Consider the following 23,062-nt stretch of genomic DNA (forward strand, 5'->3'; position numbering starts at 1 on the left):
GGGTGATAGAAACAAATTATTTAGAATCAATAAAAATTATTTGAAAATTATTTGGAATAAATCTAAATAAAGTACTTCCTTTGCAATGTCTAAGATGGACTAATGGTTAGGGGACAGCTTCATCTTAAGCACTCCATCGTTTTTTTGCTCGTTGTTATTAGAAAAAAGCCTTCGTCTTGCGAGGGCTTTTTTTATGAGGAGCGATCCTCGCTTCAGTTTCACCCCCTCATTCTATTCTCTTCTTCTCCATGAAAAAAAACTATCTACTCTTTCTGATTCTGCTGTGTACAAGCACGAATCTCTGGGCACAAACGGGTCGTATCCAGGGTATCATCACGAGTTCCGATGGTAAGCCTACTAGTCAGGTAACGATTTCGCTCAAGGGTCGTTCGTCTGGGGCTACTTCCAGCGAGGCCGGTCAGTATGCCATCGAAAAAGTAAAAGCTGGTACCTATACCTTACGCGTGAGTTTTGTCGGCTTGAAAAGCCAGGAGCGTGAACTGGAAGTTCGTGAAAACGAAACGACGCAGGCCGATTTTACACTAATAGAGACGGCGGAACAACTCGAAGAGGTACTGGTGAAAGGCACGAACAAGTTTGGCAACAAGGAAAGTGAATACGTAGCCCGGTTACCCATCAAGAACCTGGAAAACCCGCAGGTATACAACGTTTTGTCCAAAGAACTCGCTACCGAGCAAATCACGGTAGACTATAAAAACCTGTTACAAAACGTGCCCGGTGCCGGGGTTGGATTTGGGGGCGTGAATAACGGTGTAACTTACCTGATCCTACGCGGATTCTGGGTAACCAGTCAGATGCGGAATGGCATGGCTTCGCAGCAAAGTGCGGGAATTGATCCCATCAATGTAGAGCGGGTAGAAGTACTGAAAGGCCCCTCCGGTACGCTTTTCGGTTCCAGTCTAATTTCCTTTGGTGGGTTTTCCAATCTGGTTACGAAAAAGCCATACGCTGATTTTGGCGGTGCGATTTCCTATACGGGTGGCAGTTGGAGCTTAAATCGACTGACTGCGGATATCAATACGCCGCTCAATACAGAGAAAACGGCTCTGTTCCGCCTGAATTTAGCTTCGCACAATGAAAAAAGCTTTCAGACCTACGGCTTTAATCGGAATTATACGGTTGCTCCCAGTTTGTCTTTTAAAGTCAATGATCGCCTTTCTCTCCAGATTGACGCCGAGTTTTTCCGGACGAACCGTACCACGCTTCCGGCGTATGCCTTTGGCAAAGCAGGATTCAAAAATATTAAGGATACGCCGCTGGGATACGACCAAGCCATCAACAGCAACGATCCACTCCTGAAAATGGGTACGCACAACGTCTTCGCCAAGGCAGAGTATAAACTTTCGGATCAGTGGACTTCCGCCACGCAGTACGCCTACGGAAACATTCAGTACGACAACGTTAACTATATGTATCCGGCTACCTGGACGAGCGATAGTACCATTGCCCGGAGTATTTCGGCGGGTCGGAATAGCTACACCCGTTCCATGCAGTTTCAGCAAAATGTTACGGGTGACTTTCACATCGGCCGTTTCAAAAACCGGATGGTCGTCGGCGTTGATGCGTATTATACCGCCAGCCTGACGCAATCGTACGGCGTCATCACTTACGATGTAATCAACATTCGCAAACCGATTGTACCGATCTCCCTGTCTCGTTTGGAAAACATGGTTGCTAATGCGAACCTTACGAATACCTTCGCTGAGCAGTATCGCTACAGTGCGTATGTTTCGGATGTACTAAATCTAACGGATCGCTTGATGGCGATGCTGAGCGTACGGGTCGAAAAGTTCGATAATAAGGGTACTTCCGTCAACGGCCAGCCCGCAGCGACAGCCGGGGTGTACAGCCAAACGGCCGTTTCTCCCAAGTTCGGTCTGGTGTATCAACCCATCAAAGAGCAACTCTCGGTGTTTGCCAATTACATGAATGGTTTTCAAAACGTAGCTCCCGTTACTCAACCCGACAACTCGATCCTGACGCCTTTGCCACAGTATGGTAATCAGTGGGAAGTGGGCGTAAAAACGGAGGCTTTAGCCCAGAAACTTACGGCTACGGTGAGTTACTACGAAATTGATCTGAAAAATGCCATACGCACGGATCCAACGCGGCCCGGGTTTTCCATTCAGGATGGTCAACAAAAAAGTAAGGGGGTTGAGGTAGATATCGTGGCTAATCCCTTACCCGGCTTAAACCTGATTGTGGGTTATGGTCATAATGAATACAAATACACCCGGGCCAATGCCAGTCAGGAGGGCTTGAGTAATGGCTTACCTGCCGATATTGCTAATTTCTGGGCTAGTTACAAACTCACCCAGGGAGCTGTGAAAGGCTGGGGGATAGGGATTGGTGGAAATCACGTTAGTACAATTTATCCCAATAATGTCGGTGGAGGAATGACAATACCCGCGTATACGAAGTTTGATGCGACGGTGTATTACGATCAGCCCAAATGGCGATTAGGAATCAAGTGCAATAACCTGACGGACAAACGATACTGGGGACTTAACTATGATCCACAAAACCCCAGACAGTTACTCGTTAGCCTTTCCTACAAGTTATAAAAAGGAGTTACCATAATTCCAGATAGAAAAACAGCGAGAGATTCCTGAGCTACAGGAATCTCTCGCTGTTTATAAAGGCTGAAGGAAAATACTTGAATCGGGACTACTTTTTCAAACCAAAGTTTTTGGAGATGCCAAAGTTTACGCCATCTCCAAAGGTTAGTTTAAAATCATTCAGGTTGCTGGACGAGTTTTTAACCTTGGCCGTACTGTAGCTCAGGTTCCCAAAACCAAAGTTCAGGGCAAATCCATTTTTCATGTTCACGCCGATCGCCGGAAAGAATACGCCCTGAAAGCCGTTGTAGCGAGTATCCGCATCCTGCTTTCCGGAGAGGTAGGTAGCATTGAATTGACCATACACAGCGAAGATGTCCGACAAAGCCCAGGCATAACGGACAAACGGACCTACGGTAAATTGAGAAGTTTTCAGATCCGCTCCACTGGCAGTGGTTGATTTCGTAGAACTCGTGCCTAAGACCAGACCACCCGTCCAGTGATCATCCCATTGGTAACCCACGGCAGGACTAAAGTTGAACGTATTCGATTTCGCACTCGACCCACTTAATTTCTGAGATTCTAAACCTAGCGTCCCGTACACCAGCACGGTATTTTGTTGAGCAAAGGCTCCGGCCATGCTGAAGGTTAGGAAGCATAGACTGAAAAGTACTTTTTTCATGGATAGGATTTGTAAAAAGTATAGATGATTCGTTGGATAGTGATGTAAAGTAAAATGAGTATATAAGCTTAAATATTATTTGTTAGTTGAATAGTTACTAATTGTCGTCGAATGGTTATTTATACTCGTTAAAGAGATAAATACTTAGCCGAGTGAAGTAGATGCAAAAGTGACTGATGCAGTCAAAGCGTAAGAGAGGGGTAGTGGGGATAGTGATAAGCCAGCGAGCTTTTCAGAACACGCTAACGGCGATTTATATACATTGGTAAGAAAAATCTGCCCTTAGGCCATAAATCAGTTGGAGTTTCGTAAAATTCGGAACAAGTTCGCGTCGTTCTCTGGTACGGGAGTTTTCCTAGAAACTCTCCAAGCATTTGTAATCTATGTCCATTTCCTGGTCTCGAACCTTTTATCTATCAGTATTAACGACGTCCTTACTGGTATTGACGCAATGCGGCGGCGGTAGCGGGAAACGTGGAAACCAAGTTTCCGAAGAAGCGGCTGAACCGGCCACCGAATCTGCTCCGGTAGCTGAAACCGCTAAGGCCGCTCCTAAAAACCTCAAAGCCAAGCTTTATTTGGAAGCCAGTGGCAGCATGTTTCCCTACGATGCAGCGGGGAGTACGGGAGAATTTGACGAAGCACTCCAAAAACTGCTGACGGAATTTGAAACCCAGAAGTCGGGTTCAACGGAATTGTTCGTTGTGAATGATAACGTGTATCCGATGGGGGTTAGCTTTCAGCAGTTGGTCGAACAGCCCAATATTTTCACGCTTGCCAAGGGAAAAGGCGATTCCAAACACACCGATTTCAGTCTTATTTTTAAAACGATTCTTTCGGACCTGAAAGAGGGGGACGTAGGCGTACTGTTTTCGGACCTTATCTACTCAACGGAATCGACGACCGCCCAGTCGGCAACGAAAATTCTGGCGGATGTAGAAACACTCATGCAAACGACTTTTGCTCCGCAGGCCAAAGGGAAGTCGCTTTTACTGCTGAAACTCAATGGTCAGTTCAAGGGTACGTACTATCCGCATAACGGTGGAGGTAAGCCCTATAGCGGTTCACGGCCGTATTACATTGCCCTGATGGCTACGAACGCCACGATGAAAGCTCTGCTGGCAGATCCGAAATTCGAGTCGCTTTCTCGTTTCTCTGACTTGCCGGGTTTCGACTCCTTTCATTATTTTACCAGTGCTACGGATAACCTTCCTTTTTATACGGTGTTATTAAAAGACGCCGAACAGGCTGGGCAGTTTGAGCAAAGTCGTCAGGAACGGAAGGAACGTTCCAACATCGTACATACACTCGAAAATATCAAAGCCGACCGTAAAACGCGGGGCTTGACCATTGCCTTGGGCGTCGATCTGGGCGGTTTTTATCTGCCGGACTCCTACAAGACCGATCCCAAATCCTACGATATTGAATCGGACGAGGGCTTTAAAATTCAAAAAATTGTAGCGGAGAAAGGGCCGGAGGGCTATACCCACAAGTTTTTATTAACTACGCCGGAGCCGCAGAGTGGGGGAAAACGAGAAATTAACATTCGACTCAAACGTAAATTCCCACCCCGCTGGATTACGCAAACCCATACGCAGGACGACAGTAACCCCAAAGCCGATGCCTTTTCGGAAACTACGTTTGGCTTGCTCAACTTTACCCGGGGTATTGAAAAAGCGTACAATCCCCAAAACGCCGACACCTATTTTACAATCAGCCTTACTTTGAATAATTAATGGAAAATCTACTGTACGACTTTTACGCCCTCTTTGTTGAGAACTCCCTGCTCAATGATTTATACGACGAAACGCTGCTGACCTCCCTGACGCTCACCATGCTGGTCTTTGTACTGGTAGGAGTAGCGATTTATTACTTCGGGATGAACAAAGTACGTTACGCCAAAGCCTCTACCTGGCTGGCCGTACTGGGTAGCAGTGCCGTACTGACCATGATCGTCGCCATTGTGACCTGCTCGCAAAAGGCGGCTCAGGAAATTCCCCGCCGGAAAGGACACCCCGAGCAAGGCCGGTTTTTTGACCAGGGCGGCAGTATCTTTTTCGGCTTTGGCTTCGAAATGCTGATCCTGGCGGCTATTCTCTTTTTTGTACTATCGCTGGTTGTAAAAAACGTAAGTACGAACAACCGGAAAATTCCATTTTGATCAGTTTACTGTTGTCGGTTTTCTGTTTTCAGGGGTCAACTCTTGTCACTGTAGAATCATTGAAAACTCTAAACCGCAGCGGCGGCCGCTGAAAACTCAAAACTGAAAACTGAAAATTCCCATGTCTCGACTCTTTTTGTTTGCGATTGGAGGTACCGGAGCCCGGGTGGTAAAGTCGCTGACGTATCTACTGGCTTCGGGCGTTAAGCTCCGTAATACCACGCAGGTGATCCCTATTCTGATGGATCCCCACGCGGAAAATAAAGACCTGAAGCGAACCAAGGAAATTCTGAATCAATACCAGAACGTACGGGCTTCGCTCCAAAATCCGCCCTCGTCGGGACTGTTTGGTACTGACATTCAAACCCTGAAACGTCAGTTGCCCAGTGCCTCCATTGCGGATTCCTTTCAGTATGAACTCAAGGGCGTAAGCGACGAAAAATACGGCAATTACATCGGCCACGACTCGCTGGATGAATCCAATCATGCCCTGGCGGATCTATTGTTTTCCAAAGAACAGCTGGATACCAAAATGGATATTGGCTTTGTGGGAAATCCGAATATCGGTTCGGTCGTACTGAATCAGTTTCGGGAATCCGAAGAGTTCAAAGCCTTCGTTAGTTCCTTCAAAAAAGAAGATAAAGTATTCATCGTCAGTTCCATTTTTGGAGGAACCGGAGCGGCTGGTTTTCCGCTGATTCTCAAGAATATCCGTGGCTACGGTGGCTCGGATGCCAAAGACGTTCGCGAAGCCCGGATTGGAGCCGTGTCGGTTCAGCCGTACTTCGATGTATACTCGGCCGGTGCCCAGGACAAGGCCATCGACAACGCTACCTTTATTTCCAAGACGAAAGCGGCGTTGGGTTATTACCAGAATAGCCTTTCGAATAAAGAATATCCCAAGCTCAACGCCCTCTATTACCTGGCCGAAAGCTACCGGAGTCCGTACGATTACGATCCCGGAGCGGGTGGGCAACAAAACGATGCTCACTACATCGAAATGGTAGGAGCCTTGTCGGTCGTAGACTTCTGCGAACACGCCAGCGAGCTGGAATGTACGGTACGCGACGGACAAATCATTGCCCGCAATCCACGCTACTCGGAGTTTGGCCTAGGAACAAGCAATAACCGGCTGAATTTCGCGGACTTTGTAGATCGGACGCGGCAGGTCATTGCTCGACCGCTGAGTCAGTTCGGAATCCTGAGTCAGTACCTGAAAACCCGGGTGGAACGCGATGGGATTCTGGGTAGCAACAGTGCTCCCTGGACCAGTAAAGAGGCTCCCAAAATTGGTGCAGATTTCCGTCAGACCAAGTTTTACCGGAATCTGCACGACTTCAACGAGAACTTCCGTACCTGGTTGCTGGAGATGAACGATCATGACCGGAATGTCTTCAACAAACGGACCTTCCGTCCCTTCAATCTGGCGACGGAAGATTTAGGGAAGTTTATTCCCGGTTTCGAGCGTACCAAGAAAAACTTCTTTGGAAAAACCGTAGACGTAGAAATCGAGATGAACAAAGGGGAATTCGATGAATACCTCAATGCGGAATCTAAAGGAAAAACCTACGTTACGCCGGAAGATAAATTCCTGACGCTGATGAATACCTGTACGGATCAATTCCTGCAGAAGGAATATTCGCAGCTGTCCGGAAGCTAAGACCGAAGGCATTGCTTTCATTCATTGGAACCTTACGGAGCCATGAATCGAGCCTAAGCTCTTTTCATAGACTCCTTCATTCATTGAACTTATGTCAGACCAGTCATTAAAACGCGAACTAAACCTGCACGACCGCTCGGCTTCGGTTGATGGGCACTGGTTTACATCGCAACCCTATACTACCGATCTGATCGAGGCGATTCAGGACAAGGCCAAGGGTGATACGGAGAAAGATCCGACGTCCATTCCCAGTCCGTTTGCCCGCTTTGATCTGGTGAACTCTGCGTTCCGTAATCTGAGTTTACGCAGTGACCTGAAAGGATCGCTGAACGACGAACGGCTGGTTTCGGCCTGTTTCGACGTGGGTGAAATCTTCTTCAATTACGATAAATTCAAGTCGCCCCGTGGCCCGATCCGAATCATTACCTGGGACCGGGAACAGGCTCTGCGTACGCTGCAAAACGGCTCGCGTAATCACCAGCGTCTGGGCAGTGCTCTGGATCTGTACCTTCGCGAAGACGCTTCCAGTTACAACTTCGGAGGCTTGCGTAAGCTCTTTATTCTGCATTACCAGAGCCGCGAAGGAACGGGTGTGATTGGTGGTACTTCGCCGGCTACGCTGTTTTTTACGGCTCCGAACGCTTTAGATTTCGTGGATATTCACTTCGGAAATCATCGCGTATTTGACCGCAACAATCCCGTACCTCTGCACGAACGCGACATTGAGTACCAGGTGTTCTGGCACGGATTGAAGCGTTTTATGCCGGGTTTCCGGGAAATGTATCCCGAAGTTTCCGAGTATCTCAGCCGCAGTCTGGAGCTGCTGCATACCCGGAATTACGACACCTGGCAGCGGATCGGAGCCAATGGCCAAAACCTGCGGGAGGAAGCCTGGAATGCCGATTTCCCGGAGCTGGAATTCGATACGAACTACACCGTTGAGTTCGCTTCCACGGGACAGGGACCCGCCTTCAAAATGCGGAAAGCGGCGTCGGGACCGGAAGTCATTCAGGGCCTGAGTCATTTCCTGATTAGTCCGACTGAAGAGCTGGATGAGTACGGCGTCAAAAAACAACGCTACACGGGCAAACCGGCTCCCATGATTCTGTCCAGGGATTTCTTCGAACCCATTCCGTACACGCGGATTCCCTGGCGGGATACGATTGACGTAAAGCATTTTGTGGCCGAAGACTGGCGTACCAACCAGCGGCAACTACCCGGTCAGGCGGATTTTTATCCCTACCTGACGACCAGCGATTTCCTGGAACCGCACCTGATTCGGCTGGTCTACCCCATTCATTCCCAGCGGTACTTTGACGGTGGTTTGCGGAATGTACAAAAGAGCTACCTGCTACCGCTGAAATCGGATTTCTTTGAATTTTTCTCCGCTCAGGATCTGATGCGGGGTGGGGAAGTCAACATTCAGATGGAAGAACGGGCGGGTGGTTCGGTTCGCGTGACCTTACAGATTCCGCTGGGGAAATGGGACGTTGCCCAACAAAAAGTAGTACCCACGGGCCGGACCCTGAAACTCTCCCGGATGTACTACGATGATCCGACCAAATCACCCAACGAGGAGAAAAACGAAGGCGTCATTGCCGAGCACCAATTTGGCATGACGGTATTCCCCTTCGTCAAGATGAAACGTCCGCCACTGGCTAATTTTAAACCCATGTACCGGGTGCATCTGGTGGATCGGGATGTGTCGGCTCAGACGTTCAAGAACGAATACAAGCTCAGTTTCTTCGATCAGAATAACCAGATCATTCCCGTACCCGATAACCGGGTTCGTCCGCGTAGTCAGAAGGACATTGGTACGGGTGCCAAATCAGAGGTTCACGTTGTAGAGTCTGATTTTGAGCGAATTACAGTTGAAGTGGCAGGCCATCGCGGCGTCATTTTACCGAAATTCGAAATACGCGAAATGAAGGATACGGTCTTTACCTTCGCCGTCGATTTCGGTACTACGAATACGCACGTGGAGTTTACCACCTCCGACGATCGGCAACCGCGGCCCTTTACCATCGACGACGATGTACAGATTGCTACCCTGCATGACCCCACTTTCCCAGAGCGGGATGGGTCATTCAACGGTACGCGGGCCATACCCATTGCCGAACTGGTACCGCAGGAAATGATGCCCGAACACCTGGGGGAAGCGTATCTCTGCAAGTTTCCACAACGGACGGCTCTGATCGAAAACCGACCTAATTTCTCGGGTGAAAATCTGTTCGGCTTCGGGGACTTTAATATTGGATTCCTGTACGAAAAGCGGAATATTCCCAAGGATGACTATACCATTTCAACGAACCTGAAATGGTCCGATTTCAGTAAAAACATCAAGGCTCAGAAGCGGATTGAAGGTTTTCTGCAATCGCTGTTGCTGTTGATCCGGAATAAAGTACTCATCAACGGCGGGAACTTGGCTCATACCGAATTACTCTGGTTTTACCCCTTGAGTATGGTTGAAAACCAGCGGAATTATTTCGAAGGACTCTGGAACAAGCTGTACGCCGAAACCATCAGTCGCGAGCGAATGCCCCGGAAAGTGCCCGAGAGTATTGCTCCTTTTTACTGGTATAGCCGGGGAGGTGGCAGCAGCCAACCGATTGATTCTAACATTTACCCGACGGCACTGATTGATATTGGTGGAGGAACGTCCGACATCGTTATTTTTGAAGGAAACCAGCCGAATATGCTGACTTCCGTGCGTTTTGCTGGTAATGCCGTATTCGGCGACGGCTTTGCCCGGGATGGAGCCGCAGCTCGCAATGGCTTCGTCAAGAAATACGATCCGGAAGTAAGCTCGCACCTGTCGGCTAATTTCAGTAACCTGCACCGGGCTTACGAGTCGATTAAGGCGAATAACCGTTCGGAAGATATTGTAGCGTTCTATTTCTCGCTGAAAAACAACCTGGATTTACGGGAAAAAGCGGCCTACGATTTCAATGACCGGCTTGCCAATGACTCCGATCTCAAGATTGTTCCGCTGGTATTCTATACGGCTCAAATCTACCACTTGGCCCGTCTGATGAAGGCGAAAGACAAGAAGATGCCCCGGTATATTGCCTTTAGTGGAACGGGTTCTAAATTGCTCGACATTCTAACACCCCGAAATGTAGCTCTGGCCGATCTGGCCAAGCTGATTTTCGAAAAGGTATACGAGGCTCCCTACCACGCCGATGGGCTCGACATTGTACGTGAACGCAATTCGCCCAAGGAATCGACTTGCAAGGGGGGCTTGAAAATGCCCGGCCTGAACTTCTCCCGTGAGGACGACGGTACGCTGGAAGCCCAGATGGACCGCATCAAAACCGTTCTGCTGGGTACGAAAGAAGATCGCATCGTGGTACGCGGCGATACGTATCAGCACATTGACGGGGAGGTACTACAGGGCGTAGCCGATGAAGTGAAAGCGTTTGTGGATATGCTCTTTAGTCTGGAGATTTCGTTCAGTGGAAAGTTCGGTGTGAACGAGGGTCGACTGGATCAGTATAAGAACATTCTCCTGCGAAATCTGCTGCAAAATGTATACAGTGGCTGGGAAATGCGGCGGGAATCACTCGAAAACCTAAACAGTCCGGTTGAAGAAACGCTCTTTTTCTATCCTCTGCTGGGAGCTTTAAATCAGTTAGCCTGGGAAGCGGCCAGTTAGAGCCGTTTGGAAATTTTTATCGACGCGGGCCCATACCAGGGTCCGCGTTTTAACCAACCTTGAATCTTCGTATGCGTCGAGTCATCATTCTTGTTTTGTGCCTGTTCTGGACGGTTTCCGGATTTGCCCAAACGGCTTTGGCCCGTAAAGAGAGTACGTTTCAGGAAGCTGGTGGTGTGAATACCAAAGCTACCTACGCTGATTTCTTTAAAAAATTGATGGATTTTTTCCTGGACAACAAGGCTACGCCCAGTGTGGCGGTAGTGCTGCGTCAACTGGAACCGTACCTGAGCCGACCGTTGACCGACCAGGATAAGACGAAAGTCAATAAGATTCTTACGGAACTGGAGAACCTGAAAGAACCTGATCCGAAGACGGGTGAGAAGGTGTCGATCCTGAAAACCCGGGTAGCTCTGGGCAGTTTTGTAACGAATCTGCGGACCGAAATTATGGAATCCGAAATCATCGACAGCGGCGATACGACGGTAGCCGATGGGACAGAAGTGATGCCCGACACGGTAGCTCGGGAGGCTATGGATGGCGTTCCGGTTTTGCCGAGTAAATCAGGGGATTCGCCCTGGATTTGGTGGATCATTTCGGGAGTGAGCATACTGGCTGCCGCCGGACTGGGGTATCTCTACCTGGACGAGAAAAAGAAACGGGAGCGAATCGATCGGCAAATGCTGAATACCTCAAGTCAGGCGAGCCAGAGTTACATTAAAATGCAGCAACTTGAAAAGCAGGTACCGCAGTTGATTGAGAAAATCAAAGAATACGAGAAAGCACTGAAAGAGTACGACAAAGCTCTAAAAGATGCTCAACAGAAGAACGAAAACGAACGCAACCGCTGGTTACAGGACATGCAGAGTTTGCAGGCGGCAGCGGCGAAGGAACCGGAACTGGTAAAAGAACCCGAACCCGTAGTAGTGCCTCCCCAGCCACCTCAACCACCCCTTGCTCCGGCTCCTGAACCTGTAGAGCCTGAACCGATGCCAGAACCTGCTGCGATTCCAGCTCCGGTAACTATGGGCGGACTTGAGGTATTCTATCTGTCGACGCCCAACAAAGATGGCTCGTTCCGGGATATTCGGGGAGCACAGTTTGATCCTTCCCAGTCGCTATATCAGGTACGTCTGACGGGCCCGCTGGATGCGGAATTTGAATTCGTGGACGATCCAGGTTTGGTCAGCGAAGCCCTGCGGTATCCGGAAACCTTCCTGGATCCGGTGTGTGATTACGGTGGAGGCATTGAGTACGGAGCCCGCCGGATTATCACTGTCGCCAAAGGAAAACTAGCCAAAGCCAGTGTAGATTCGGATCGCTGGGAGTTGCAATACAAGGCAATCATTCGATTCGAAAATTAAAAGCGATGAGGGTTTGGGGTAGTTAAGTGCAAGTACCTTCTGGTGCCTACACTTAACTACCCCAAAGCCTAGGTATCAAACGAAAATCCCACATGACCCAACTAATAGAAATCGTCATTATCCTCGGAATTCTGGTAGCCCAGGGATGGGTATGGCTGGATACACGGGGTAGAATTAGTCGATTTCGCGAATTAATTCCTGAAGGCTCCGTCTTTAGCCTTCGGAGGTATCGGATACTGCGGCAGGATCTGGAACAGTTGTCCACCGCCGAAGTACTCAAACAGATTGAGAGTCTTTCGCAACGTACGCACGTAAACGATCTGCAACTCGAAGAATTGACCCGTCGGGAAGATCAACTAGTCGTACTCCTTTCCAAAGATCTCCACGAGGTCATGCGGGCGGAAGCAGAGGCTGAATTACAACAAATCCGCCAGGACCTCTGGAATTTCAAAACCATGAATCCGGGTCGCGAAACGCTGGAGTTGCCCCTGATTGTCTCGACGGATAAAACCGAGGGCATTGGCAAAATTCTTGAAAGCATTAATACCTACCTGATCCGCAATCGTACCTCGTTGGCGGATTTTAATTTGTTACGCGACATTACCGAACGGAATCTGGATGCGGAAGAAGAAGGCATTAATCTGACCATGCCCATTCCCCTGTACCTGGGTCTGATGGGTACCATGGCGGGTATTGTGATCGGTCTGTTTGCCATGCCAGCCGTAGGGTCAGCCAGCTTTTTACAGGGCGAAGGCGTTAATAACCTCATCGGTGGTGTGAAAATTGCCATGCTGGCGAGTTTAGCGGGTCTGCTGCTGACGGTACTTAATTCCTGGACGTTCCGCAATGCCAAAGCTACGCTGGAAAGCCGTAAACAGGTTTTTTTCTCTTTTCTCCAAACGGAATTGTTACCCATCCTTTCCGAAGGCGTGAACGCGGGCATCTTCGCAACGCTTAACCGCAGTATTCAGGACTTTAGTACCACCTTTCGGGATAATGTTCAGGAGCTAAGTGGCATGGTGGATAAAAACCACGCGTCGCTGATGGCCCAGCAAAAAGCTCTGGATACCCTGCAAAAAGTAGATTTGAATCGAGTCGCCAGCTTTAATATTCAGGTGCTGAGTCAGTTGGATAGTAGTCTGGATTCGTTGGAGAAATTCGGGTACTACCTCAATCAACTGAATGGGCTGGTGGATAATACGCAGAAAATCGTCGAACGTACACAGAACGTCGAAGATATTTCCGTACAGATTTCCAAAAGCCTCCAGCAATCACAGGATCTGTATCTATACCTGACGAGCCATTTCAAACAACTCGATCAGCATGGCCAGGCTTTCAATAACAAAGTAGGGCAGTACGATGACTTGATCGATCAAAGTCTGCGGGCACTGGATCGTACTATCCACGATCAGTTGAAGAGCATCGAAGACATCAAGATTCGGGAAATCAACGCAACGGATCAGTACTTCACCCAAAACCGTGATAAACTCAGCAAGCTCGATTACCTGGAACTGCTCGAACGCAATGCCGAGCTGTACCAGAAAGAAAACGCCCAGCGGCAGGAGCAGATTCGTCAGCAACTCGAAGCCTTAGGCCGTCAGCAGGGCCAGACCCTGCAACTCATCGAACGCATGGTAAAGCGGATGGAAAAAGGAGCCTGGAGCCGCATGTTCTCAACAAAGAGTTAAGCTCGCTTACCCCGATTTATAACTGTTACGGAATGATCGGGGCATTTTGGTCAAGCGTCTTAGACGCGAAACCAATCCACCCCGATTACAAATCGGGGCGAGCTTCTTAACGTTACTAGTCAAGCAAATCATTGAAAACCAGACATACTGATTTTTTCTGGCCGAGTTATACCGATCTTATGACGAGTCTGTTCTTCGTCATGCTGGTGCTGTATGTACTGACGGTCGCTATTCTAAAGTCAAAAGAGGAGGGGTATATCAACGATGCCCTGAAATACCAGAAAATTCAGACCATTGAGCGGGCTTTGCAGGAGCTGAACGGAACCTATTTTCGCTACGATGAGAACAATAAGCGATTTCGATTGGGGGTGGACGTTAATTTCAAACCCAACCGGGCTGATATGAGCGAACTTGACGCCCGTACCCGCAATGGCTTGCTCGAAGCGGGCAAGGTACTGTTCCGGAAAATCAAGAACGTAGCCAAAGAAAACCCGGACGTCAGTTATATGGTTGTAGTTGAAGGTAATGCCCAGCGAGCAAATGACAACTGGCAGAGTAGTTTCGGGCGTCAGAATGGGTACGAACTCAGTTATCGCCGGGCCTTGGCTCTGGTGGATTTCTGGAAGCAGAACGGCATCAACTTCGATCAATTCAAGAATTGCGAAGTCCTGATTGTGGGCAGTGGCCATTTTGGGAAATCACGCGATCCCCGGAACGAAAACGCTAATCGCCGGTTTACCATACAGATCACTTCAAAAGTGGGTAAATCGCTATGAAATTTTATTGTTTACTCCTATTACTTGGCCTGGGGCTGATGAGTTGTGCCGGTTGTTCCAAAAGTGGCAATCGTCGTCACGACCGCGATACGGTTCGGGTAGCCGAAGAACCGAAACCCTAGCCGGCTTCGTTTAAAAACTAGTATGGTTGCTTTTCCCAACGCCAAAATTAACCTTGGCTTATACATTACCGAAAAACGCTCGGACGGGTACCACAACCTGGAGTCCGTGTTTGTACCCGTAGGTTGGAGTGACGTACTCGAAATCCTTCCCGCTTCTGAAACGAGCTTTCGAAGTACGGGTTTGCCGATTCCGGGTGAAGCCTCAACCAACCTGTGTTTGCGGGCCTATGAACAGCTACGAAAGGATTTCGATCTATCCCCCGTACGAATCCACCTGCATAAAGTAGTACCCATCGGGGCTGGACTTGGTGGCGGCTCTTCCGACGCTGCGTTTACGCTGAAAGTACTTAATACGCTTTTTGATCTGAAGCTCAGTACGGAAGCTCTCGAAGCGTACGCTCGTCCGCTGGGCAGCGATTGTGCCTTCTTCATTCGGAACGAAGCAAAATTCTGCGTTGGAAAAGGCGATGAGTTTTCAGAAATCATGCTTAATTTAGCTGGAAAGTCGATTCTATTGGTTTACCCAGACCTCCATAGTTCAACTGCCGAAGCGTACGCGGGCATTCGTCCACGGCCGGCTCCGGCTCAATGGACGCAGGTAGTACAACAACCCCTTCATACCTGGCAAGCATCCATAACGAATGATTTTGAGCAGTCGTTATTTCCCAAGTATCCCCAACTCGCTCAAATCAAACGCCAGCTTTACGAAGCCGGGGCGGCTTATGCCAGTATGTCGGGATCGGGTTCAACCGTGTACGGGATTTTTGAAGGAGAAGTACCAGAGGCTCTGTTTCCACAGCTTACCACTTGGCAGGGAAAATTATAAGTGAGTCAACGGTTTTTAGTTGCACATCGGCAGTTTTGTTACCGCCATTTCTTACATGCCCATGAGAGACCAACGCAAACAGCTAAAAGCCGGGGCCCGAAAACGTCCATCTGAATCTATGACCTGGCTTAGTAAACGCCGCGAGCCTTTTGGATTTATGTTACGCCTGGCTATGCTGGGGAGTGTGCTAATCTTTGTTTTTGTTCTGCTGGCTTACATGCTACGGCGGCACGGCGATAGCGATTGGGATAATGTCACCCTGCCCCGTATTTTCTGGCTTTCAACCGCGGTTATTCTTCTCAGTAGTGTGAGTCTTCATTCGGCTAAAACCGCGTTTAGAAAAGAACACTTTCTGAATTACCGAATCATGCTCGGGCTGACGCTGGCCCTGGGCATTACCTTTGTCGTACTGCAGATCATTGGATGGAACGAAATGCTGCACCGGGGCATCTCCATGCAGCAGAGTCCAGCAGGGGCTTTTATCTATATGATTTCCGGCCTACACGTGCTGCACATTCTGGGTGGACTCTTCTTTCTGGCCCGTAGTTTCTGGGAAGCCCTTCGGAATCATAAATACCTGGATGCGTACGTCTACAGCGTCAATCCGCCCAACCAGCTCAAGCTAAATCTAATGACCCTGTACTGGCATTTTGTCGATATCCTCTGGATTCTGCTCTTTGCCTTCATGGTGTATAACCATCGGCGATAGCGATCATGCCAAAATCAGGAGCGGCGGAGACTGTAGAGGTGTTCGTCAACCACTACCTGATTTTTAATCATGGCCTGTTTTAAAACCGCTTCTTTCTCAAAACCCACTTTCTCCAGTACCCGCATTGAGGTTGTATTAAACGCAAAAACGCCCGCCCATAAGCGGTGTACCTCTGGGAACGTCTGCCAGATCTGCTGTACCCATAAGTCAAGAGCCGTCGTCATGATGCCTTTCCCCCAGAAAGGCTCGCCCAACCAATACCCAATTTCTGCACTTACCCGGTGAATATCCGTTCCCGGAATCAGTCCTACGCAACCGGCAAAACAATTATCGACTGTAATGGCGGCATTTAGCGTCGGCTGACTGCGGCCATAGTCAATCCATGCCCGAGCGTGATCAAGGGTATACGGATGCGGAAAAATATCTCGAACATTATCATAAATCGCACGGTTATTAGCTAGGAATGCCAAAGCTATTTCGTCTTCGGGTATAAGCGTTCGAATGTGAATGTTCATAAAAGACCAGGGTGAAATGCCACCGTAAAAATGAAGTAAAAGAATGATTTTTTACTTCATTTCCAAAGAATAAGCCCGTGACCGATCTTTTTACAATCCTATCGTTTTTATGAGTGATTTACGCTTGTTTACGCCCCTGTCCCTGGGAGATTTACGCCTGAATAATCGCATCGTTATGGCTCCCATGACGCGGAACCGGGCCAGTGTCGACCATATTCCTACCGAACATATGGCTCTGTACTACGCTCAGCGGGCGTCGGCGGGACTGATTATTACGGAAGGAACCAGTCCTTCCATCAACGGGGAAGGCTATGCCCGTATCCCCGGAATCTGGAACGAAGAGCAGATTTTAGGCTGGCGAAAAGTGACGGAAGCTGTACACGATCGCGGCGGGAAAATCTTCGTACAGCTCATGCATACCGGACGTATTTCGCATCGCCTGAATATGCACGAAGGAGCCTTAATTGTTGCTCCCTCGGAGGTAAGGGCTAAGGGTAATATGCGTACGGATCAGGAAGGGGGGCAAGCCCATCCCGTACCCTACGCCATGACCGAAGGCGAAGTGCACGATGCCGTCCTGGAATTTGTACAGGCGGCTACCAATGCCATTACTGCCGGTTTTGACGGCGTTGAACTACACGCAGCCAATGGGTATCTGATCGAACAGTTCATTCGTCCCACGACCAACCAACGGACGGATGCTTACGGTGGAACCACCGAAAAATACGCTCATTTTGCTTTGGAAGTAGCCCGGCAGGTAGCAGAAGCCATCGGAAAAGATCGTGTGGGCATTCGTTTGTCGCCGTACGGTGAAATGAACGATATGCCCTATCAGCCGGAATTCGATGAAATTTATCGGTATTTGGCTGATCAGCTGGGCGAGTATGTCACGTACATTCACCTCATCAATGCAAGCGAAGGAGAAGGTTACACCGCCCTCCGGCAGTATGTGCGGCAGGTCTTTCCGGGTATACTGATTCTGAATCGGAGTTATACAAAGGAGCGGGCGGAAGAAGACCTGCAAAACGGAGCGGCGGATTTGATTTCATTTGGAACCCCATTTATTGCGAATCCGGATTTACCCGAGCGTTTTGAACAGGAAGCTCCGCTAGCGGAAGGCGATCCCAGTACCTTCTATTCGCCCGGTGAAAAAGGGTACACCGACTATCCGAAACTGGATGAAGAATAGCGTAACGCCCTTCGTCGTAAGCAATGCTATAAAAAGCCCCGAACCTTTTGAGTGTTCGGGGCTTTTTCTTGACTATTGGGCCATCTGACTGGCCTGATACGCTAATTCGAGGGAACGTAAGCCGTTTTCTTCCGTACTTTTTCGCTTGGTAACGCGACCCCGTAGATAGTCCGATTGCTCGGTGAAGAAATCCCGGAGCAAATCCCCGTAGAGGTGTTGCTTGTTGGTTTCATCCCCGAAATGAAGCTCTATTTTCTGGAACGCTTCAATGTCTTTATGTCGACCCCGCTGTTGCCGATCCGGGCCGCCGTACGAGGCTGAAATATCCAGTCGGGCTCCCGGGAAAATGTCGAGTAGCTGCTGGGTTTGTTCTTCGTTGACAATGCCCCGCAACGTCAGTCGGGTAGGTACCCATTCTTCAAGCGTAATGTCTCCGTGCTCAAATACGATTCGTAATTCCTGACGGTCCAAGCGGCCCGGCTGCGTGAAGCCGTGGTAAAAATTAACGAGTATGTCGTTTTCGTATTTCACAATCGCCTGTACCTGTTCTTCAATACCGCTTTCGGGCCGTAAGACCCGTTGGGCGGCCACGACCGTTCCGGCTCCCAGCCAGTATTCGAACAAATCGAAAAAGTGAACGGCGTGTTCGATAAAAATACCGCCACTAATCTCTCGATTCCAGAACCAGTGGGTAGGAGCCAAACCTTCATCGCTGGCGTAGTTTTCAAAAAAGCCGTGAATGGGTTTTCCCAGTAAATTACGCTTAATGATCTGTTGAACCCGGCCAATCATGGGGTTGTACCGCTGCATCAGATTGGTAATAATGACCAGACCCCGTTCTTTGGCGAGTGCCAGCATTTCGCGTCCCTGGTCGGGGGTAATTGCTAGCGGTTTTTCACAAATGACGTGCTTGCCGTTTCGCAGACAAAGCATGGCCTGTTCGTAGTGCAGGGAAGGAGGCGTGGCCAGATAGATGACATCTACATCCGTACGGGTTGCTAATTCTTCGGGTGTTTCCAGCAAATCGGCTTTGAACCGGCGAGCGGCTTGCTTCGCTTGTTCGCGAAAGGTTCCGGCAATAGCAATGAGTTGAGTATCAGAAACCTGTAGGAAGTGTTGGGTAGCAAATAGCCCAAACCCGCCCATGCCAATAACGCCGAGGCGGAGAGTTTCGTAGGGAAGCGATTGCATTGACTGGAAGGTTGTTTCAGTCTTAATCCCAAAAAACCTGTACCGCTAAACCTCTGGCAAGGTCTCAATCTGTACAATCGCATCCCGGTTGAGGGGACCGTACAGATGAGGGAAGAGTTCGCCCCCGGTAGAGGCTTCGTAGCGTAAGGGGGCTGAAAACCGGGTTTCGTCCAGGTGTAATAGCAGTAAAGGTCGTACACCCGCGTAATAGCGTTCGAGTACACCCGCTACCTGTTCCTGCGTACTCAGGTGAATAAACCCTTCTTCCGCAAAGGTTTCGGGGGTGTAGGGAGTGGCTTCCTCCAGAGCTGACCAATAGGCTGGCTGAACAACGTGATATAACATAAGCAGTAAAGATGTAAGGCTGGATACCGAAAGAGGTACGAAACCAGCCGATTGTATAAAGTTTTATTTTTTGACGGATGACGTATAGTGTGGCATGGTATTCCTAAGTTTTTATATAACTATTCATTAATTATTATATAATCTGGAATGCCTGCTTGACGTCTTAAGTAGTTTTTAATGATTCGTTAAGCTCAGCCTAAGGCTTCATGCCTACGTTTGTTCAGCACCAAACCAGTTAGACCATGATAGTAGAACCCATTCATGTATTAGCCTGGTCAAGGCTCCGCCGTCGCAAATTACGTCATCTTCGCTTGTTACCGAATTTCGAAAATGCTCCTTTGCTCGGCATTGGTACCTTAGTCGCCGGAATTGCTTACCTGCTTATTATGGGAGGAATCGCTTAGCGGCTTCCTTCTTTTGCTTCCTATTGGGTCCGAACTAGACGATTTTTTTCATCGGAAGGACACTTTTACTTTTTGAAACGAGCCGTTGCGTTCGCGGTTCTCTTCCCCTTTTTAAATGCGTATACCTGTTTTTCTAAACGGTTAAGCATGCATTCCTCGGGGAGACTGTCGTCGCTCAATGTCTGGAAAAACTGGAAGTCTATTCCTCGTTTTTCCCCAGCCCAGCCGTTTCTTCACTCCTAGGGCGGGTTTTTGTAAGGAATGCCTATGAATCTGCCACCGAACTCTATGAAACGACTTTTCATAATTTCCAATCGATTACCTATTCAGTTAGTACGGCAGGAATCAACCGTACAATTGCTGGAAAGTGCGGGGGGCTTGGCTACCGCACTAAAAAGCTATATACAAGCTCAGGACCGTTCTTCCTTTGAACCCGAAGAAGTAGTATGGGTGGGCAACGCTGATTTTAGTCGCGAGCTTTGGGAAGAATTTCAACAAAGCAAACGTTCGACTGGAACGTTTAAAATTGAGCCACTTTGGCTCGATGATGATGTAAATGATGGTTTTTACAACGGTCTTTCCAATTCAACCATCTGGCCACTGTTCCATTATTTTCCATCATTCGCCGAATTCAAAGAACCCAATTGGCAAGCGTATCAACAGGCAAATACCGTGTTTGCGGATCGCCTAGCCGAATTATATCAACCCGATGATGTCTTATGGGTACAGGATTACCACTTGATGTTATTACCGGCCATGCTACGGGAGCGTTGCCCGGAAGCAACTATCGGTTTCTTCCTGCACATTCCTTTTCCATCGTTTGAGGTTTATCGCATGTTGCCCAACCGCTGGCGGGAAGGATTATTACAAGGAATGCTGGGAGCCGACCTTATTGGGTTCCATACCAACGATTACGTACAGCATTTCGAGAAATCAGTTCAACGTCTCTTAGGCATTGAAAGCAAACTACGTTTTGTGCAGATTCCCAACCGCCCGGTACGCGTCGATCTCTTCCCCATTAGTATTGACTACGATCGGTTCAACTCCTCTTATCGTCTGCCCGGAGTTGTTGCCGAGCGGGAAGCCATTCATCAGCAGTTACAGGGAAACAAACTTCTCTTTTCGGTGGATCGACTCGACTATACGAAAGGCGTTTTGAACCGCTTACAGGGATACGAGAAATTCCTGGAAAACCACCCGGAGTGGCACGGTAAGATCAACTTTGTCATGGTCGTAGTCCCCTCCCGTAGCGAAATCACTTCGTACGGGGAACGGAAGCAGATGATCGAAGAAAACATCGGTCGCATCAACGGACGTTTTGCTACGGTTAGTTGGCAACCGCTGGTTTACCAGTATCGTAGTCTTTCCTTTGAACAACTCTGTGCATACTATACGGCCTGCGATGTGGCATTAATCACCCCAATTCGGGATGGTATGAATCTAGTAGCCAAAGAGTTTATCGCCTCCCGCCAGGACGAACAAGGCGTATTGATTCTCAGTGAAGTAGCCGGAGCCGCCGCCGAATTAGGCGAGGCTTTACTAATCAATCCTACGGATCGGGTGGGGATGGCTTTAGCCATTGAAGAAGCCCTTTCCATGCCCGTTAAAACGCAGGCTGAGCGAATCAAACGCATGCAAACCCGTATTCGGGAATATGACGTGGTCCAGTGGGCGGATGATTTTTTAACCCAATTATTTAATGCTAAAGCCCAGCAAAATCAGTGGGAAGTACGCCTGCTGAATGTGGCATTACGCAAAGAACTTATGGATAATTATCAGAAAGCCCAAAAGCGGCTTTTATTGCTGGACTACGACGGTACGCTAGTTCCCTTTGCTAAGTTTCCCGATTTAGCCCGACCCAGTGAACGAGTGATCGAGCTGTTGAGTGAGCTGGCCAACGTTCCTCAAAACCGCATTGTAATTATTAGTGGGCGGGATAAAAAGACGCTGGAAAACTGGTTTGGATCGCTCTCGATTCAACTGGTTGCTGAACACGGAGCAGCGGTACGATTGCCCGATGGAAACTGGCAGGAAAATCCAGAAGCCTTTCTACCCGAATGGCGGAGTAATATTCAACAGGCCATGAATCTGGCCGTACAACGTTGTCCGGGTACCTTTGTGGAAGAAAAAACGCACTCCCTGGCTTGGCATTATCGCAATACCGGAGCCGATCTGGGTTTTGCTCAGTCCCGTGAGCTCATTGATACCTTGCACGGCTTGACGGGCCATCAGTTACAAGTGATTGATGGAAATAAAGTTGTAGAAGTACGGGTGACAGGAGTAGACAAAGGCAGTGTAGCCAGCCGTTTAGCTTCGGATGATCAATATGATTTTATCCTGGCTATTGGCGATGACCGTACCGATGAAGACATGTTCCGGACACTGGCTGACCGGGCCATTACGATTAAAGTAGGGCAGCAGAAAACGCTGGCTCGCTACAGTCTGCCGGATACGGGAGCTGTCTTGAGTTTCCTGCAACGCTTCACCAGTATGGACACACCGCCCAATGTAGAATTAACACCTAATCCGCATCTGGCTTCTGCTTAAGGTAGCGTCAGTGGGTAGTAAAAATGGGAAGAGCCTAACTCTCCCCATTTTTTTTGTGCCTCCGCGAATCGGTTTAACACCCCCAGCAAATACCTATCTAAAATCCCCTGATTGGTCGCAAATACCTTTTGAAATTGTATTTTATCCGCTTTATAACTTGAAATTCTAATTAAAATTTAATTCCTTTGAAGTAGTTAATAGCCAGATTTTAGTTAAAGAGAAGTTGGCAAACAGAACTATAATGCGAATGTATCTCTGTTTGATGGTATTTTTTCTACTAGGTACCTCCGCCTATGCCTTACCTTTCTGGGTGGAAAATAATTGTACTTTAGAAAGAAATACTTCTACTTTTATGGCAGACAAAGATCCGGATTGTAAGAAAAAAATCCGGTATTGGAAGAGTGATAGTACACCGGATGACGAACGCTGGGATACCGATTCGCAGGAAGAACACAGCCACCACGTTTCCGATTCTAAACACCTCGATGCTGCCTTGTTAACTACGCAGTCCCGGCGTTTCTGGCTGATTCTTCTCAGACAAGCTGGTTTATTCCAGTATTGCAGCCATTACCAATCCATTGATGGCGTTTTAATTAGTCCACCCCCGCAATTGGACTGATTTCCTCCTTTCCATTTCTCAGCTATTCTT

General features: G+C 48.7%; 19 protein-coding genes. 15 read left to right on the forward strand and 4 right to left on the reverse strand.

All coding sequences use genetic code 11. From position 1 onward, the window contains the following. Nucleotides 1-248 precede the first annotated feature (248 nt). Nucleotides 249-2,585 (forward strand): TonB-dependent siderophore receptor, encoded by a 2,337-nt coding sequence (locus ACOJTG_RS19900; protein WP_420155419.1) that lies wholly within the window; start codon nucleotides 249-251, stop codon nucleotides 2,583-2,585. 103 nt (nucleotides 2,586-2,688) lie between these two features. On the opposite strand, the gene ACOJTG_RS19905 is transcribed toward ACOJTG_RS19900, so the two are convergent. Then, a complete protein-coding gene (locus tag ACOJTG_RS19905; RefSeq protein ID WP_094809310.1) occupies nucleotides 2,689-3,261 on the reverse strand; it encodes an outer membrane beta-barrel protein in 573 nt (190 codons plus the stop codon). A 383-nt stretch (nucleotides 3,262-3,644) separates the two neighbouring features. Here ACOJTG_RS19905 and ACOJTG_RS19910 point away from each other — a divergent pair, with 383 nt between their 5' ends. The 10 genes from ACOJTG_RS19910 to ACOJTG_RS19955 all read left to right on the forward strand — a co-directional run bounded on the left by ACOJTG_RS19910 (nucleotide 3,645) and on the right by ACOJTG_RS19955 (nucleotide 16,222). Beyond that, nucleotides 3,645-4,997 (forward strand): hypothetical protein, encoded by a 1,353-nt coding sequence (locus tag ACOJTG_RS19910; RefSeq protein ID WP_420155420.1) that lies wholly within the window; start codon nucleotides 3,645-3,647, stop codon nucleotides 4,995-4,997. Continuing rightward, nucleotides 4,997-5,422 (forward strand): hypothetical protein, encoded by a 426-nt coding sequence (locus ACOJTG_RS19915; protein WP_094809315.1) that lies wholly within the window; start codon nucleotides 4,997-4,999, stop codon nucleotides 5,420-5,422. The genes ACOJTG_RS19910 and ACOJTG_RS19915 overlap by 1 nt, the downstream gene beginning before the upstream one ends. Before the next feature lie 121 nt (nucleotides 5,423-5,543). After that, a complete protein-coding gene (locus ACOJTG_RS19920; protein WP_420155421.1) occupies nucleotides 5,544-7,082 on the forward strand; it encodes a hypothetical protein in 1,539 nt (512 codons plus the stop codon). Nucleotides 7,083-7,173: 91 nt separating this feature from the next. Beyond that, nucleotides 7,174-10,737 carry a hypothetical protein gene (locus ACOJTG_RS19925; protein WP_420155422.1) on the forward strand — a complete coding sequence of 1,188 codons (3,564 nt, stop codon included), beginning with the start codon at nucleotides 7,174-7,176 and terminating at the stop codon, nucleotides 10,735-10,737. A 71-nt stretch (nucleotides 10,738-10,808) separates the two neighbouring features. Further along, nucleotides 10,809-12,101, forward strand: coding sequence for a hypothetical protein (locus ACOJTG_RS19930; RefSeq protein ID WP_420155423.1), 1,293 nt, complete (start codon nucleotides 10,809-10,811; stop codon nucleotides 12,099-12,101). Nucleotides 12,102-12,193: 92 nt separating this feature from the next. Beyond that, nucleotides 12,194-13,789: a hypothetical protein gene (locus ACOJTG_RS19935; RefSeq protein WP_420155424.1), complete on the forward strand. Its 1,596-nt coding sequence runs from the start codon at nucleotides 12,194-12,196 to the stop codon at nucleotides 13,787-13,789. Nucleotides 13,790-13,920: 131 nt separating this feature from the next. Further along, nucleotides 13,921-14,565, forward strand: coding sequence for an OmpA/MotB family protein (locus ACOJTG_RS19940; RefSeq protein WP_233207810.1), 645 nt, complete (start codon nucleotides 13,921-13,923; stop codon nucleotides 14,563-14,565). Next, nucleotides 14,562-14,687 carry a hypothetical protein gene (locus tag ACOJTG_RS19945; RefSeq protein WP_420155425.1) on the forward strand — a complete coding sequence of 42 codons (126 nt, stop codon included), beginning with the start codon at nucleotides 14,562-14,564 and terminating at the stop codon, nucleotides 14,685-14,687. Before ACOJTG_RS19940 ends, ACOJTG_RS19945 begins: the two co-directional genes overlap by 4 nt. Nucleotides 14,688-14,709: 22 nt before the next feature. Then, nucleotides 14,710-15,513, forward strand: a complete 804-nt coding sequence (gene ispE / locus ACOJTG_RS19950) for a 4-(cytidine 5'-diphospho)-2-C-methyl-D-erythritol kinase (protein ID WP_420155426.1) — start codon at nucleotides 14,710-14,712, stop codon at nucleotides 15,511-15,513. A 118-nt stretch (nucleotides 15,514-15,631) separates the two neighbouring features. Beyond that, nucleotides 15,632-16,222, forward strand: a complete 591-nt coding sequence (locus tag ACOJTG_RS19955) for a cytochrome c oxidase subunit 3 (RefSeq protein ID WP_420155427.1) — start codon at nucleotides 15,632-15,634, stop codon at nucleotides 16,220-16,222. A 14-nt stretch (nucleotides 16,223-16,236) separates the two neighbouring features. On the opposite strand, the gene ACOJTG_RS19960 is transcribed toward ACOJTG_RS19955, so the two are convergent. Beyond that, nucleotides 16,237-16,737 (reverse strand): GNAT family N-acetyltransferase, encoded by a 501-nt coding sequence (locus tag ACOJTG_RS19960; RefSeq protein WP_420155428.1) that lies wholly within the window; start codon nucleotides 16,735-16,737, stop codon nucleotides 16,237-16,239. 109 nt (nucleotides 16,738-16,846) lie between these two features. On the opposite strand from ACOJTG_RS19960, the gene ACOJTG_RS19965 reads away from it, so the two are divergent. Then, the gene (locus ACOJTG_RS19965; RefSeq protein WP_420155429.1) at nucleotides 16,847-17,926 is read left to right on the forward strand and encodes an alkene reductase; all 1,080 of its coding nucleotides are present in this window, start codon (nucleotides 16,847-16,849) and stop codon (nucleotides 17,924-17,926) included. 72 nt (nucleotides 17,927-17,998) lie between these two features. Here ACOJTG_RS19965 and ACOJTG_RS19970 read toward each other — a convergent pair whose 3' ends face one another. Both ACOJTG_RS19970 and ACOJTG_RS19975 read right to left on the reverse strand, forming a co-directional pair. Beyond that, nucleotides 17,999-19,117, reverse strand: coding sequence for a Gfo/Idh/MocA family protein (locus ACOJTG_RS19970; RefSeq protein WP_420155430.1), 1,119 nt, complete (start codon nucleotides 19,115-19,117; stop codon nucleotides 17,999-18,001). 45 nt (nucleotides 19,118-19,162) lie between these two features. Next, entirely contained in the window at nucleotides 19,163-19,462 is a 300-nt protein-coding gene (locus ACOJTG_RS19975; protein WP_420155431.1) for a DUF952 domain-containing protein, read from the reverse strand. 242 nt (nucleotides 19,463-19,704) lie between these two features. On the opposite strand from ACOJTG_RS19975, the gene ACOJTG_RS19980 reads away from it, so the two are divergent. The 3 genes from ACOJTG_RS19980 (at nucleotide 19,705) to ACOJTG_RS19990 (ending at nucleotide 23,032) form a co-directional block, all read left to right on the forward strand. Further along, nucleotides 19,705-19,866 (forward strand): hypothetical protein, encoded by a 162-nt coding sequence (locus ACOJTG_RS19980; protein WP_420155432.1) that lies wholly within the window; start codon nucleotides 19,705-19,707, stop codon nucleotides 19,864-19,866. Between the two features lie 288 nt (nucleotides 19,867-20,154). Further along, on the forward strand, nucleotides 20,155-22,413 hold the full coding sequence (locus ACOJTG_RS19985; protein ID WP_420155433.1) for a bifunctional alpha,alpha-trehalose-phosphate synthase (UDP-forming)/trehalose-phosphatase: 2,259 nt from the start codon (nucleotides 20,155-20,157) through the stop codon (nucleotides 22,411-22,413). A 352-nt stretch (nucleotides 22,414-22,765) separates the two neighbouring features. Further along, on the forward strand, nucleotides 22,766-23,032 hold the full coding sequence (locus ACOJTG_RS19990) for a hypothetical protein (protein ID WP_420155434.1): 267 nt from the start codon (nucleotides 22,766-22,768) through the stop codon (nucleotides 23,030-23,032). The last annotated feature ends 30 nt before the right edge of the window (nucleotides 23,033-23,062 follow it).

Source organism: Siphonobacter sp. (genome assembly GCF_048595215.1).
Classification (GTDB): domain Bacteria; phylum Bacteroidota; class Bacteroidia; order Cytophagales; family Spirosomataceae; genus Siphonobacter.